This is a genomic window from Burkholderia cepacia, from assembly GCF_001718835.1.
GTDB lineage: Bacteria > Pseudomonadota > Gammaproteobacteria > Burkholderiales > Burkholderiaceae > Burkholderia > Burkholderia cepacia_F.
Map to the genome: position 1 here is coordinate 1,243,295 of NZ_CP013443.1, position 14,362 is coordinate 1,257,656.

The window sequence follows — 14,362 nt, forward strand, 5'->3', positions numbered from 1 at the left end:
CGTGGCGACGCAGCGGGCGGCGCGGGCGCTGATCTTCACCGCGGACGACTTCGGGCTGCACCCGCGCGTCAACGCGGCGGTCGAGCGCGCGCACCGCGACGGCGTGCTGAACGCCGCGAGCCTGATGGTCGGCGCACCCGCTGCACCGGATGCGATCGAGCGCGCGCGGCGGCTGCCGTCGCTCGCGGTCGGCCTGCATCTCGTGCTCGCGGACGGGCCGGCCACGCTGCCCGCGCATGAGATTCCCGCGCTCGTCGGCCCCGACGGGCGGTTCGGCGACGCGATGGCGAAGGACGGCTGCCGCTTCTTCTTCCTGCCGCACGTGCGGGCGCAACTGCGCCGCGAGATTCGCGCGCAGTTCGACGCGTTCGCGGCGAGCGGGCTGCCGCTCGACCACGTGAACGCGCACAAGCATTTCCACCTGCATCCGACCGTGCTGTCGCTGATCATCGAGATCGGCCGCGACTACGGGCTGCGCGCGGTGCGGCTGCCGTACGAGACGGGCGCGCCCGCGCTGCTCAAGCCGTGGATCGCGCTCGTGCGCGCGCGGCTCGACCGCGCGGGGCTCGCGCACAACGACTACGTGGTCGGGATCGAGCATACGGGCGCGATGGACGAGGCCGTGCTGCTCGATGCGCTGGCCAAGCTGCCGCCGGGCGTCGGCGAGATCTACTGCCATCCGGCCGAGGCCGGCGACGGCCCGATCACGCCGACGATGGCCGGCTACCGTCCGGTGGACGAACTCGATGCGCTGCTGTCGCCGCGCGTCGCGGCCGCGCTGAAGGCCGCGGGCGTCGCGACCGGCGGCTTTGCCGACGTGTTCGGCCAGCCCGCGGCGCGGCGCGGCGGGCAGGCGTCGCGCGCGCCGGGAGCGCAGCCGTCATGACCCAGTGGATCAAATGGCTCGGCTGGCCGCTCGGCATCGGCATCCTGCTGGCGCTGGGGCTGCACGAAGGCATCGGCGACGTGTCGCAGATGCTCGCGCGCGCCGGTTACGCGCTGCTGTGGCTCGTACCGTTCCACGCGCTGCCGCTGCTGCTCGACGCCTACGCGTGGCACCTGCTGCTCGACAAGCGCTCGTCGCTGCCGTTCCTCTGGTGGATCGCGACCGTGCGCGAAGCGGTGAACCGGCTGCTGCCGGTGGTCGGGATCGGCGGCGAACTGGTCGGCATCCGGCTCGCGCGCTGGCAGGTGCCCGACGCGAGCCGCGTGACGGCGTCGGTGATCGTCGAGGTGCTCGTGACGATCGTCGTCCAGTATGCGTTTGCCGCGCTCGGCCTCGTGCTGCTGCTCGCGACGACGGACAACATGGGCGGCGGCACGATCGGCCTCGCGCTGCTGCTGACGCTGCCGCTGCCGGTGCTCGGCGTCGTGCTGATGCGTCGCGGCGGGATCTTCCATGCGATCGAGCGTTTCGCGGGCCGCCTGCTCGGCGATTCGCACCGGCTGTTGCAGGGCGTCGACGGCAAGCGGCTCGATGCCGACATCGATGCGCTGATGTCGCGCACGGGCCTGTTGTTCAGCGCGTTCTTCTGGCAGCTGGCCGGCTACGTGCTCGGCGCGCTCGAGATCTACTGGGCGCTCGCGCTGCTCGGCCACCCGGTGTCGATCGGCGGCGCGATCGCGATCGAGGCGATGACGCAGGCCGTGCGCCATGCGGCGTTCATGGTGCCGGGCGGCCTCGGCGTGCAGGAGGCGACCGTCGTGCTGCTCGCGCAGATGTTCGGCGTCGACCGCGAGACGGCGTTGTCGCTCGCGCTGGTCAAGCGTGGCCGCGAGGTGCTGTTCGGCTGCCTCGCGCTCGGTTCGTGGCAGCTTGCCGAGCTCGCCCATACGCGGCGCCGGATGACGGCGAGCGTGCCGCCCGCGCCGCAGGCGCAGGCCGCCGCGCGCGAAACCGAACCGACGCACTGAACGAGACGGGCCGAGCGCCCGTCTCGCGCTTTTGGCGTCGCGCGGGTATCCTTGCCGCGTGTTTTCTCGACGCGCATTTCTTCCGATGAATTTCCGTTTCCGGCTGCTCCCCGTGACGATGCTGGCCGCCGCGCTGGCGCTGACCGGCTGCGACGACAAGCAAGGCAACCTCGACGTGCAACGTATCAGGGACTTCTTCAACGCGATCAAGCCCGCGCCGCTGCTGCTGAAGGGGCTGAAGGCCGGCGAATCGACCGAGGCTGACGTGCGCGGCACGATGGGCAAGCCCGAGACCGAGCGCGATTTCACCGACGGCTCGAAGCGGCTCGAATATCCGCGCGGCCCGATGGGCAACCAGACATGGTTCGTCGATCTCGACGCGAACGGCCGCTACACGGGCGCGACGCAGGTGCTGACCGCCGAGAATTTCGCGAAGGTCGCCCGGGGATGAACGAGGACGAGGTGCGGCGCCTGCTCGGCAAGCCCGGCGACATCGCGCAGTATCCGCTCAAGCCCGAGACGGTCTGGAGCTGGCGCTGGCTCGAGGACGGCGTCAACACCGACGCGTTCTTCAACGTCCATTTCGGCCCGGACGGGCTCGTCTATACGACTTCGCGCTCCGACATCCTGAAAGGGCGGTAAGCGCAGCCGTCTTCGGCGCTATATCGAAAAAGCGACCGGAAAATTGCAAAAAGTCCGCTTCCCCGGCCGTTATCCGGTTGTCAGGGAGCGGCTTTTTTCCTTTTGAAACAGCGGTGTAGGCCGCGGTTGAAAATGATGGGGCGGATTGTTGCGACGCAGCAATCGTGTGCCGGGTGATTTGAGGCAATCAATTTCGCTTGCGACTATCCGCGTCAGCCCGGCGCGGGACAGGCATACGCGTCGGCATCCATTCCAACTCTGGAGACGCGCGTGTTCCTTTACGGCTTTGGCCCTGTCCTCTGGGCCGGCACCGTGCAGACCATCGAGCTGTCGGTGCTGTCGCTTGCCACTGCGGTGGCGCTGGGGCTGATCGGCGCGGTGGCGAAGCTGTCGCACAACCGGGTGCTGCGAGCGATCGCGACCGGTTATACGACGCTGATCCGCTCGGTGCCCGATCTCGTCCTGATGCTGCTGCTGTTCTACAGCATCCAGATCTGGCTGAACCAGTTCACCGACTTCGTCGGCTGGGACCAGATCGACATCGACCCGTTCGTCGCCGGCGTGCTGACGCTCGGCTTCATCTACGGCGCGTACTTCACCGAGACGTTCCGCGGCGCGTTCCTGTCGGTGCCGCGCGGCCAGCTCGAAGCCGGCGCGGCTTACGGGATGAGCGGGATGCGCGTGTTCGTGCGGATCATGTTTCCGCAGATGATGCGTTTTGCGCTGCCGGGCATCGGCAACAACTGGCAGGTGCTCGTGAAGGCCACCGCGCTGGTATCGATCATCGGCCTCGCGGACGTCGTGAAGGCCGCGCAGGACGCCGGCAAGAGCACGTTCAACATGTTCTTCTTCATCCTCGTCGCGGCGCTGATCTATCTCGCGATCACGACCGTTTCCAACCTCGTGCTGATCCAGCTCGAGAAGCGTTATTCCATGGGCGTGCGGCACGCAGAACTATGATCGAGATCCTCCAGGAATTCGGCCAGGCGTTCCTTTACTGGGACGGCCAGCGCCTCTCCGGCCTCGCGGTGACGCTGTGGCTGCTCGTCGCGTCGATTTCGCTCGGCTTCGTGTGCGCGGTGCCGCTCGCGGTCGCGCGCGTGTCGAAGAACAAGTGGGTGTCGACGCCGGTGCGGTTCTACACGTACGTGTTTCGCGGCACGCCGCTCTACGTGCAGTTGCTGCTGCTGTACACAGGCATGTACAGCCTCGAGTTCGTGCGTTCGCACTCGCTGCTCGACGCATTTTTCCGCAGCGGCTTCAACTGCGCGATTCTCGCGTTCGCGCTGAACACCTGCGCGTACACGACCGAGATCTTCGCGGGTGCGATCCGCGCGATCCCGCATGGCGAGGTCGAGGCGGCGCGTGCTTACGGGATGTCGCCGTTCACGATGTACCGCCGGGTGATCCTGCCGTCGGCGCTGCGCCGCGCGCTGCCGCTGTACAGCAACGAGGTGATCCTGATGCTGCACGCGACCACCGTCGCGTTCACGGCGACCGTGCCGGACATCCTGAAGGTCGCGCGCGATGCGAATTCCGCGACCTACATGGCGTTCCAGTCGTTCGGAATCGCCGCGCTGATCTATCTTGCGGTATCGTTCGCACTCGTCGCGGCGTTTCGCCGCGCGGAGCGCCACTGGCTCGCGTATCTCGCGGCCGCCCGTCATTGATCACTTCGAGGAGAGCCAGTTGGCCGAGATCACTCAAACGAGCGCGTCCGCTTCCGTCAAGCTTGCCGCGGTCGACATTCACAAGCGCTACGGCGACAACGAGGTGCTCAAGGGCGTATCGCTGAACGCGAAGGCCGGCGACGTCATCAGCATCATCGGCGCGAGCGGCTCGGGCAAGAGCACGTTCCTGCGTTGCATCAATTTTCTCGAGCGGCCGAATGCGGGGCAGATCGTCGTCGACGGCGAGGCCGTGCGCACGAAGACCGACCGCGCCGGTGCGCTCGAAGTCGCCGATCACAAGCAGCTTCAGCGCATCCGCACGAAGCTCGCGATGGTGTTCCAGCACTTCAACCTCTGGGCGCACATGAACGTGCTCGAGAACGTGATGGAAGCGCCGGTGCACGTGCTCGGCATTTCGAAGAAGGAAGCCGAGGAGCGCGCGCGCGAGTACCTGGAAAAGGTCGGCTTGCCGCCGCGCGTCGAGAAGCAGTATCCGTCGCATCTTTCCGGCGGCCAGCAGCAGCGCGTGGCGATTGCCCGCGCGCTGGCGATGCATCCGGACGTGATGCTGTTCGACGAGCCGACGTCGGCGCTCGACCCGGAGCTCGTGGGCGAAGTGCTGAAGGTGATGCAGAAGCTCGCCGAGGAAGGCCGCACGATGATCGTCGTCACGCACGAGATGGGTTTCGCGCGCAACGTATCGAACCACGTGATGTTCCTGCATCAGGGGCGGACCGAGGAAGAGGGCGATCCGAAGGAAGTGCTGGTACGCCCGCAGAGCGAGCGGCTGAAGCAGTTCCTGTCGGGCAGTCTCAAGTAACGCGACAGGGCGGGTTTCATACGTGGTACCGGTGTCTCGTCCCGCAGGCGCCACCCGCACGATGCAGGTGGCGATCGTTGCATTGCCGCCCGTGTCGATGTCGGGCGTGGGTCCGATCGTCGATGCGCTGAACCTCGCGAACGAGATCGACGGGCGGCTGCTGTATCGCTGGCAGGTGTGTTCGTGGGACGGGCGGCCGGTGCCGCTTGCCGGCGGAGCGCAGTGGCATGCCGATGCGGCGTTCAACGATGCTGTCGCGTGCGACTGGGTCATCGTCGTGTCGGAGCGGTTTCAGCAGTTTGCCGACTACCGGTTGTTTCTCGCGAGTCTCGCGCGGGTCGGGCAGCGCACGCCGCTCGTGACCGGGATTCATCATGGCGTGTGGTGGCTTGCGATGGCCGGGCAGCTTTCCGGGTATCGGGTGAGCGTGAACTGGGAGACCTATCAGCAGTTCGCCGAACAGTTCGAGCGGTCGATCGTCACGCAGCAGATCTTCGAGATCGATCGTGACCGCGCGACCTGTGCCGGCGGGCAGGCTACCGTGGATTTCATGCTGGCCATGATCGGCCGGGAGCACGGGCCGGAGCTGGCTGAAAGGATTGCCGATGCGCTTGGCGCGGGCACTTTGCGGAGCGGCGAAGAGCGGCAGCGGATTCCTTTTGTGACTGCGCCGGGCGAGCGGCATCCCCGGTTGAACGATGCGTTGCTGCTCATGGAAGCCAATGTCGAGGATCCGTTGACGACCGATGAGATCGCCGGGTTGGTCGGCGTGTCGCGCCGACAATTGGAGAGGCTCTTTCGACAGTATCTCGGGGCGATGCCCTCGAAGTATTACCTCAACCTCCGGTTGCTCAAGGCCCGGACTCAGCTGCAGCGGACCAGCAAGTCGGTCGTGCAGGTCAGCCTCGCCTGCGGGTTTTCTTCTGCTGCGCATTTTTCCAACGCGTACCGCGAAAGGTTCGGGGTCACGCCTCGGGAAGATCGGCGAGCGTGGCTCGAAAAGCAGACCGGCGGGGGCAGTGAACCGCGGGGTGGGGCGCTCGTCGAGCGCGTGAACAAGGACTGAGTTTGTTGGGTGGTCTGCCTGGGCTTTTCGTGAATTGCCTGTAATGCTTTCGGTCTATTAGCGTCGCCCCTGCGCGGGGCGGCGGTTACTTTTCTTTGTCTTGCCAAAGAAAAGTAACCAAAAGAAAGGCGCTCGAAATGCCCCGGGTTCCGTGCGATCGTCGTCGGAGTGGACCGCACAAAAGTGTCCGCGCCAGTCAGGAGACCGGAGTGGTTCGAGCAATGGTTCTGACGCGCCGCACCACGGAGCAGAGCGGTATACCGCCCGCAAGCTCCGCCCTCGCTTCGCTCGGCCGACAGGTCCACACCTGCTGAACAGATGATTGGTTGATTGGTTGATTGGCGTTGGCTATCGCGGGCGATGCATGTGCAGTGCGACCATGAAGTGCCCTGCAGCCGAGCGAAGCGAGGATGGAACTGATGAGTGGTATACCACTCTGCTTGGTGGTGCGACGTGTCAGAACCATTGCTCGAACCACTCCGTGTTCCTGACTGGCGCGGACACTTAGGTGCGAACCACTCTGACAACCACGGCACCGGGAAGTCATGCGTTCTCACAGCGCCTTTCTTTTGGTTACTTTTCTTTGGCAAGACAAAGAAAAGTAACCGCCGCCCCGCGCAGGGGCGACGCTAATAGACCGCAAACAAAACGGGACAGGCGAAACCCGAAGCGCACCGAAGGTAAAAAACCCCGGAACCTGCCGCAAGGCACAAAAAACATCCCGATAGAACCCGTCGCAATTCCGCAAGACGCTTGCGTCACCCTTACCTAAACTTGAACCTATTGTTCAAGACCTCTACCGAAAGGAACGACCATGACGACCTCGACCGTGACCCGCCAGACATTCGATGAAGTGATGGTGCCGGTATTTTCTCCCGCGCCGTTCGTGCCGGATCGCGCAGAGGGCTCCCGCGTGTGGGACACGGCCGGCCGCGAGTACATCGATTTCGCGTGCGGCATCGCCGTGACGTCGCTCGGCCACGGCCACCCGGAACTGCTGAAAGTCCTGGACGAACAAAGCCGCAAGCTCTGGCACATCGGCAACGGCTATACGAACGAGCCGGTGCTGCGCCTCGCAAAGCGCCTCGAATCGCTGACCTTCGCCGACCGCGCGTTCTTCGCGAACTCGGGCGCCGAAGCGAACGAAGCCGCCCTGAAACTCGCACGCCGCGTCGCGTTCGACCGCCACGGCGCCGATAAAGCAGAAATCATCTCGTTCGTGCAGTCGTTCCATGGCCGCACGTTCTTCACGGTCAGTGTCGGCGGCCAGCCGAAATACTCGGAAGGCTTCGGCCCCGTGCCGGCCGGCATCAAGCACCTGCCGTACAACGACATCGAAGCCGCAAAGGCCGCGATCGGCCCGCAAACCTGCGCCGTGATCGTCGAGCCCGTGCAAGGCGAAGGCGGCGTGATCCCGGCCGATCCGGCCTTCCTGAAGGCGCTGCGCGAAGCGTGCGACGCGAACAACGCACTGCTGATCTTCGACGAAGTGCAAACGGGCGTCGGCCGCACGGGCCAGTTCTACGCGTACATGGACACGGGCGTCACGCCGGACATCCTCACGACCGCCAAGGCGCTCGGCAACGGCTTCCCGATCGGCGCGATGCTGACGACCAACGAACTGGCCGCGCACTTCAAGGTCGGCGTGCACGGCACGACGTACGGCGGCAACCCGCTCGCATCGGCGATCGCAGACAAGGTCGTCGAACTGATCGGCGACCCGGCACTGCTCGAAGGCGTGCGCGAACGCAGCGTGCGCCTGAAGGGCGCGCTCGAGCGCATCAACGCACGCTTCGGCATCTTCAAGGACGTGCGCGGCAAGGGCCTGCTCGTCGGCGCGGAACTCACGGCCGCATTCGACGGCCGCGCGAAGGACTTCGTCACCGCAGCAGCGGAAAACGGCCTGATCATGCTGATCGCCGGCCCGAACGTGCTGCGCTTCGTCCCGTCGCTGGTGATCCCGTTCGACCTGCTCGACGAAGGCGTCAAGCGCTTCGAGAAGGCCGTCGAACAAGTGCTCGCCGCCCAGGAAGCCACCGCGCGCTGATCGGCGCCCCCATCGCAGACAGGAACGACGATGCTATTTGTTCGCCCCGGCAAACTCACGGATCTCGATGCGCTCGCGCACATGGCGCGCACCGCGCAGCCGGTCCTGCACTCGCTGCCGCACGACCGCGCGGCGCTCGAAGCGCGCGTGGCGCTCTCCGAGGATTCGTTTCGCGCGGACGTCGACTTCGCCGGCGAGGAGTTCTACCTCTTCGTGCTCGAGGATTCGTCGACGGGCAAGCTGCTCGGCACGGCGAGCATCGTGGCCGCGGCCGGCTACTCGGAACCGTTCTACGCGTTTCGCAACGACGCGTTGATCCACGCGTCGCGCGAGCTGCACGTGAACCGCAAGATCCACGCGCTCACGATGTCGCACGAGCTGACCGGCAAGAGCCGGCTCGCGGGCTTCTACGTCGATCCGTCGCTGCGCGGCGACGCGGCCGCGCACCTGATCTCGCGCGCCCGGATGATGTACATCGCCGCGAACCGCCGCCGCTTCACGCCGGAAGTGTTCACGCTGCTGCTCGGCGTGAGCGACGACACGGGCGCGTCGCCGTTCTGGGAAGCGGTGGGCCGCAAGTTCTTCGGCCGCAACTTCACCGACGTCGACATCGCGTCAGGCGGCCGCAGCCGCACCTTCATCGCGGAAGTGATGCCGGCGTATCCGCTCTACGTGCCGCTGCTGCCGGAAGCCGCGCAGCGCGTGCTCGGCGAGCCGAACGAATCGGCACTGCTCGCCTACGACATCCATCTCGAGGAAGGCTTCGAGCCCGACCGCTTCGTCGACATCTTCGACGCGGGCCCGGTGCTCACCGCGCAGGTCGACCGTACCGCATGCGTGAAGCACGGCACGGAGCGCGTCGTGCGCGAGGCCGCGCACCAGCAGGGCGACGTCGCGTACATGGTGTCGACGGGCAGCGGCGAATCGTTCCGCTGCGTGCTGGCCGACCTGCCGGGCGATGCGGCTGACGCACCGCTTGCCGGCGACGTGCGCGCGGCACTCGATGTGAAGGATGGCGATGTCGTGCGCTGCGTGCCGCTGCACCGCCGCGACGATGAAGATTTGAAGGGAGACGCAGCATGATCGTCGTTCGGGTCGTACAAACGGGCGACGTCGACGCGCTCGTGTCGCTCGCGAAGGAAACCGGGCCGGGCCTGACCACGTTCAAGCCCGACCGCGACGCGCTCGCCGCGCGCATCGAGCGCACGCGCCGCACGCTCGCGGGCGAGGCCGCGGCCGGCGAGGCCGGTTACTTCTTCGTGATGGAAGAGTCGAAGACGGGCGACATCGCGGGCGTATGCGGGATCGAATCGCAGGTCGGCCTCGAACAGCCGTTCTACAACTACCGCGTGAGCACGGTCGTGCACGCGAGCCAGGAGCTCGGCGTGTGGACGCGCATGCACGCGCTGAACATCTCGCATGACCTGACGGGCTACGCGGAAGTGTGCTCGCTGTTCCTGAGCCCGCGTTATCGCACGGGCGGCGTCGGCGGCCTGCTGTCGCGCTCGCGCTTCATGTTCATCGCACAGTTCCGCGAGCGTTTCCCGGAACGCATCTGCGCGGAACTGCGCGGCCACTTCGACGAAGACGGCACGTCGCCGTTCTGGCGCGCCGTCGGTTCGCACTTCTACCAGATCGATTTCAACGCGGCCGACTACCTGAGCTCGCACGGCCGCAAGTCGTTCCTCGCGGAACTGATGCCGCGCTACCCGGTGTACGTCGACCTGCTGCCGCAGGACGCGCAGGACGCGGTCGGCCTCACGCACCGCGACACGCTGCCGGCCCGCAAGATGCTCGAGGCGGAAGGGCTGCGCTACCAGAACCACGTCGACATCTTCGACGCGGGCCCGGTGCTCGAATGCCACGTCAACGACCTGCGCACGGTGCGCGAAAGCGTCGTCGTGCCGGTCGCGATCGGCGTGCCCGATGCACGGGACGACGCCCCCAGGTCGCTCGTGTCGAACACGTCGCTTACCGATTTCCGCGTCGGCGTCGCGCCGGGCGTGGTCGCGAACGGCTCGTTCGTGCTGTCGGCCGACGATGCCGCCGCGCTCGACGTGAAGGCCGGCGATCCGGTCCGCGTGCTGCCGCTCAAAGTCAAACAGGGATAAACGAATCATGACGGAACTCTTCATCGACGGCGCCTGGGTCGCAGGCTCGGGCCCCGTGTTCGCTTCGCGCAACCCGGGCACCGACGAGATCGCGTGGCAGGGCGAAAGCGCGTCGGCGGCCGACGTCGACCGCGCGGTCGCGAGCGCGCGTCGCGCATTCGCCGGCTGGTCGGCGCTCGACTTCGAATCGCGCTGCGCGATCGTCAAGCGTTTCGCCGCATTGCTCAACGAACGCAAGGAAGCGATCGCCACCGCGATCGGCCGCGAGACGGGCAAGCCGCTGTGGGAAGCGCGCACCGAAGTCGCGTCGATGGCCGCGAAGGTCGGCATCTCGATCCAGGCGTACCAGGAACGCACCGGCGAAAAGCGCCAGGACATGGCCGACGGCGTCGCGGTGCTGCGCCACCGCCCGCACGGCGTCGTCGCGGTGTTCGGCCCGTACAACTTCCCCGGCCACTTGCCGAACGGCCATATCGTGCCGGCGCTGATCGCGGGCAACACGGTCGTGTTCAAGCCGTCGGAACTCGCGCCGGGCGTCGCGCGCGCGACGGTCGAGGTGTGGCGGGAAGCCGGGCTGCCCGCCGGCGTGCTGAACCTCGTGCAGGGCGAAAAGGATACCGGCATCGCGCTCGCGAACCACCGCCAGATCGACGGCCTGTTCTTCACCGGCAGCTCGGACACCGGCACGCTGCTGCACCGGCAGTTCGGCGGCCGTCCGGAAATCGTGCTCGCGCTCGAGATGGGCGGCAACAATCCGCTCGTGATCGGCGAAGTCGAGGACATCGACGCGGCCGTCCATCACACGATCCAGTCGGCGTTCCTGTCGGCCGGGCAGCGCTGCACGTGCGCGCGCCGCATCTTCGTGCCGCAGGGCGCGTTCGGCGACCGCTTCCTTGCGCGTTTCGCCGACGTGACGTCGAAGATCACGGCCGACGTGTTCGACGCCGATCCGCAACCGTTCATGGGCGCGGTGATCTCGGCGCGCGCGGCCGCGAAGCTCGTCGACGCGCAGTCGCGCCTGATCGAGCAGGGCGCGAAGCCGGTCATCGCGATGACGCAGCGCGATCCGCGCCTCGGCTTCGTGAACGCGGCGATCGTCGACGTGACGGGCGTGGCGAACCTGCCCGACGAAGAACACTTCGGCCCGCTCGCGCAGATCGTCCGCTACGCGACGTTCGACGAAGCGATCGAGCGCGCGAACGACACCGCATTCGGCCTGTCCGCCGGGCTGCTCGCCGACGACGCGAAGGCATGGGAGCACTTCCGCCGCACGATTCGCGCCGGCATCGTCAACTGGAACCGTCCGACCAACGGCGCATCGTCCGCCGCGCCGTTCGGCGGCACCGGCCGCTCGGGCAACCATCGCCCGAGCGCGTACTACGCGGCCGACTATTGCGCGTATCCGATGGCGTCGGTGGAAAGCACGCAACTGACCTTGCCCGCGAGCCTGTCGCCGGGCCTGCACTTCTGATCGAGGGAACGACGATGAACGCACAAGAAGCCAATTTCGACGGGCTCGTCGGCCCGACCCACAACTACGCCGGCCTGTCGTTCGGCAACGTGGCGTCGCTCAACAACGAGAAGTCGGCCGCGAACCCGAAGGCCGCCGCGAAGCAGGGGCTGCGCAAGATGAAGCAGCTCGCGGATCTCGGCTTCGCTCAAGGCGTGCTGCCGCCGCAGGAGCGGCCGTCGCTGCGCCTGTTGCGCGAGCTCGGCTTCTCGGGCAAGGACGCGGACGTGATCGCGAAGGCCGCGAAGCAGGCGCCCGAACTGCTCGCTGCCGCGAGCTCGGCATCGGCGATGTGGACCGCGAACGCGGCCACCGTCAGCCCGTCGGCGGACACGAGCGACGGCCGCGTGCACTTCACGCCGGCGAACCTCTGCAGCAAGCTGCATCGCGCGATCGAACACGAAGCGACGCGCCGCACGCTGTCGACGCTGTTCGCCGATCCCGCGCACTTCGCGGTGCATGAAGCGCTGACCGGCACACCGGCGCTCGGCGACGAGGGCGCGGCGAACCACACGCGCTTCTGTGCCGAATACGGCAAGCCGGGCATCGAGTTCTTCGTGTACGGCCGCGCGGAATATCGCCGCGGCCCCGAGCCGAAGCGTTTCCCGGCACGCCAGACGTTCGAGGCGAGCCGCGCGGTCGCCCATCGCCACGGGCTCGCCGAAGAGGCGACGGTGTATGCGCAGCAGGACCCGGACGTGATCGACGCGGGTGTGTTCCACAACGACGTGATCTCGGTCGGCAACCGCGACACGCTGTTCACGCACGAGCGCGCGTTCGTCAACAAGCAGGCGATCTACGACACGCTGACCGCCGCGCTCGACGCACGCGGCGCGCGCCTGAACGTGATCGAGGTGCCCGAGGCGGCCGTGAGCGTGAACGACGCGGTCACGTCGTATCTGTTCAACAGCCAGCTGCTGTCGCGCGCGGACGGTTCGCAGGTGCTCGTCGTGCCGCAGGAATGCCGCGAGAACGGGAACGTCGCGGCTTATCTCGACGAACTCGCGGCCGGCAACGGCCCGATTCACGACGTGCTCGTGTTCGACCTGCGCGAAAGCATGAAGAACGGCGGTGGCCCCGCCTGCCTGCGTCTTCGCGTCGTGCTGAACGAAGCGGAACGCGCGGCCGTCACGTCGAACGTATGGATCAACGACACGCTGTTCACGTCGCTCGACACGTGGATCGACCGGCACTATCGCGATCGCCTCGCACCGGAAGACCTCGCCGATCCGGCGCTGCTCGACGAATCGCGCACGGCGCTCGACGAGCTCACGCAGATCCTGCGCGTCGGGTCGCTGTATGACTTCCAGCGCTGAGGCACGGATGCCGGCCAACGCGCTGCTCGACGACTTCCTCGCGTTCACGCTGGCCGGCGGCGCGCCGGCCGTGCGCGACGGCGTCTGCGCCGGCGGCGCGGTGCGCTGGCAGTGGCAGGGCGAGGGGCTGCTCGCGCTCGAGCCGGGTGCGGCGGACGTGGCATCGAGCCGTAGTGTGCTGGTATCTGCCGGCGTGCACGGCGACGAGACGGCGCCGATCGAGCTGCTGTCGATGCTCGTGCGCGATCTCGCATCGGGCGCGCTGCCGCTCGCGTGCCGGCTGCTCGTCGTGCTCGGCAACGTGCCGGCGATGCGGGCCGGCGAACGCTATCTCGACGACGACCTGAACCGCCTGTTCAGCGGTCGTCACGCGCAGGTGCCCGCCAGCCGCGAAGCGCCGCGCGCCGCGCAGCTCGAAGCGGCCGCCGCCGCGTTCTTCGCGGACGCGCCGGCCGGCGCCGCGCGCTGGCACATCGACATGCACACGGCGATCCGCGCGTCGGTGTTCGAGCAGTTCGCACTGCTGCCGCACACGGGCACGCCGCCGACGCGCACGATGTTCGAATGGCTCGGCGACGCGCGGATCGCGGCCGTGCTGCTGCATACCGCGAAGGGCAATACGTATTCGCATTTCACGGCCGAGCACTGCGGCGCGCTCGCATGCACGCTGGAACTCGGCAAGGTGCGCCCGTTCGGCCAGAACGACCTGACGCGCTTCGCTCCGGCCGATCGCGCGGTGCGCAAGCTCGTGTCGGGCGCGGGGGGCGCTGCCGACGCGCAGGGCGATCGTCCGCCGCTGCCGCGCGTGTTCACGGTGATCGACCAGATCACGAAGCAGAGCGATGCGCTCGAGCTGTTCGTCGCGGCCGACGTCGCGAACTTCACCGCGTTCGCACGCGGCACGGTGCTCGCGCAGGACGGCGATTACCGCTACACGGTCACGCACGACGAGGAACGGATCGTCTTTCCGAACCCGACCGTGAAGCCGGGCCTGCGCGCGGGCCTGCTCGTCGTCGACACGACCCGCGAGACGATCGCGGCGCTCGTCTGACCCGCCGGCGCGGCGGCGCCTTGCGTATTTGCGACATCGTCTTGCAAGTTCGGCGGCCGGCCCGGCCGTGCGTCGTGTGCGCACCGCAGCATCGCGCACCGACGGCTGCTTTGCCATATCGGGCCGCGCGGATTGGTACAATCGCGGCCTTGCGGCTGTTGCGCCGCATCACGACGCGGCGGCACCGTTGTCGAGGTCATTTGACCCTGCAATGA

At 67.3% G+C, this 14,362-nt stretch carries 12 protein-coding genes and 1 pseudogene; all 13 read left to right on the forward strand.

Going from position 1 to position 14,362, the window contains the following annotated elements:
• The first annotated feature begins 1 nt into the window (after position 1).
• The 13 genes and pseudogenes from hpnK (at position 2) to astE (ending at position 14,147) form a co-directional block, all read left to right on the forward strand.
• Complete coding sequence (hpnK, locus tag WT26_RS09185) at positions 2-886, forward strand: hopanoid biosynthesis-associated protein HpnK (protein ID WP_059902045.1); 885 nt, start codon at positions 2-4, stop codon at positions 884-886.
• Complete coding sequence (locus WT26_RS09190) at positions 883-1,914, forward strand: lysylphosphatidylglycerol synthase domain-containing protein (protein WP_069272678.1); 1,032 nt, start codon at positions 883-885, stop codon at positions 1,912-1,914. The genes hpnK and WT26_RS09190 overlap by 4 nt, the downstream gene beginning before the upstream one ends.
• Before the next feature lie 85 nt (positions 1,915-1,999).
• Positions 2,000-2,556: pseudogene (locus tag WT26_RS09195) on the forward strand (hypothetical protein).
• Positions 2,557-2,826: 270 nt separating this feature from the next.
• Positions 2,827-3,516, forward strand: coding sequence for an ABC transporter permease (locus tag WT26_RS09200; protein ID WP_021163190.1), 690 nt, complete (start codon positions 2,827-2,829; stop codon positions 3,514-3,516).
• Entirely contained in the window at positions 3,513-4,226 is a 714-nt protein-coding gene (locus WT26_RS09205) for an ABC transporter permease (RefSeq protein ID WP_011351456.1), read from the forward strand. Before WT26_RS09200 ends, WT26_RS09205 begins: the two co-directional genes overlap by 4 nt.
• A 19-nt stretch (positions 4,227-4,245) precedes the next feature.
• Positions 4,246-5,046: an ABC transporter ATP-binding protein gene (locus tag WT26_RS09210; RefSeq protein WP_006488736.1), complete on the forward strand. Its 801-nt coding sequence runs from the start codon at positions 4,246-4,248 to the stop codon at positions 5,044-5,046.
• A 22-nt stretch (positions 5,047-5,068) separates the two neighbouring features.
• Positions 5,069-6,112: a GlxA family transcriptional regulator gene (locus WT26_RS09215; protein WP_069272679.1), complete on the forward strand. Its 1,044-nt coding sequence runs from the start codon at positions 5,069-5,071 to the stop codon at positions 6,110-6,112.
• An 814-nt stretch (positions 6,113-6,926) separates the two neighbouring features.
• Positions 6,927-8,159: an aspartate aminotransferase family protein gene (locus tag WT26_RS09220; RefSeq protein WP_059527497.1), complete on the forward strand. Its 1,233-nt coding sequence runs from the start codon at positions 6,927-6,929 to the stop codon at positions 8,157-8,159.
• Between the two features lie 30 nt (positions 8,160-8,189).
• Positions 8,190-9,242 (forward strand): arginine/ornithine succinyltransferase subunit alpha, encoded by a 1,053-nt coding sequence (gene aruF / locus WT26_RS09225; protein WP_059498074.1) that lies wholly within the window; start codon positions 8,190-8,192, stop codon positions 9,240-9,242.
• Positions 9,239-10,270 (forward strand): arginine N-succinyltransferase, encoded by a 1,032-nt coding sequence (astA, locus tag WT26_RS09230; RefSeq protein ID WP_059527492.1) that lies wholly within the window; start codon positions 9,239-9,241, stop codon positions 10,268-10,270. The genes aruF and astA overlap by 4 nt, the downstream gene beginning before the upstream one ends.
• 7 nt (positions 10,271-10,277) lie before the next feature.
• Positions 10,278-11,741, forward strand: coding sequence for a succinylglutamate-semialdehyde dehydrogenase (gene astD, locus WT26_RS09235; protein WP_059527490.1), 1,464 nt, complete (start codon positions 10,278-10,280; stop codon positions 11,739-11,741).
• A gap of 14 nt (positions 11,742-11,755) precedes the next feature.
• The gene (gene astB, locus WT26_RS09240; protein WP_059527487.1) at positions 11,756-13,096 is read left to right on the forward strand and encodes an N-succinylarginine dihydrolase; all 1,341 of its coding nucleotides are present in this window, start codon (positions 11,756-11,758) and stop codon (positions 13,094-13,096) included.
• Between the two features lie 7 nt (positions 13,097-13,103).
• Entirely contained in the window at positions 13,104-14,147 is a 1,044-nt protein-coding gene (astE, locus tag WT26_RS09245) for a succinylglutamate desuccinylase (protein WP_196774795.1), read from the forward strand.
• The last annotated feature ends 215 nt before the right edge of the window (positions 14,148-14,362 follow it).

Bases quoted from the DNA above. Each gene is read 5' to 3' on its own strand.
- WT26_RS09190 (WP_069272678.1), top strand. From the start codon at position 883: ATGACCCAGTGGATCAAATGGCTCGGCTGGCCGCTCGGCATCGGCATC.
- WT26_RS09220 (WP_059527497.1), top strand. From the start codon at position 6,927: ATGACGACCTCGACCGTGACCCGCCAGACATTCGATGAAGTGATGGTG.
- astA (WP_059527492.1), top strand. From the start codon at position 9,239: ATGATCGTCGTTCGGGTCGTACAAACGGGCGACGTCGACGCGCTCGTG.
- astD (WP_059527490.1), top strand. From the start codon at position 10,278: ATGACGGAACTCTTCATCGACGGCGCCTGGGTCGCAGGCTCGGGCCCC.
- WT26_RS09205 (WP_011351456.1), top strand. From the start codon at position 3,513: ATGATCGAGATCCTCCAGGAATTCGGCCAGGCGTTCCTTTACTGGGAC.
- astB (WP_059527487.1), top strand. From the start codon at position 11,756: ATGAACGCACAAGAAGCCAATTTCGACGGGCTCGTCGGCCCGACCCAC.
- astE (WP_196774795.1), top strand. From the start codon at position 13,104: ATGCCGGCCAACGCGCTGCTCGACGACTTCCTCGCGTTCACGCTGGCC.
- aruF (WP_059498074.1), top strand. From the start codon at position 8,190: ATGCTATTTGTTCGCCCCGGCAAACTCACGGATCTCGATGCGCTCGCG.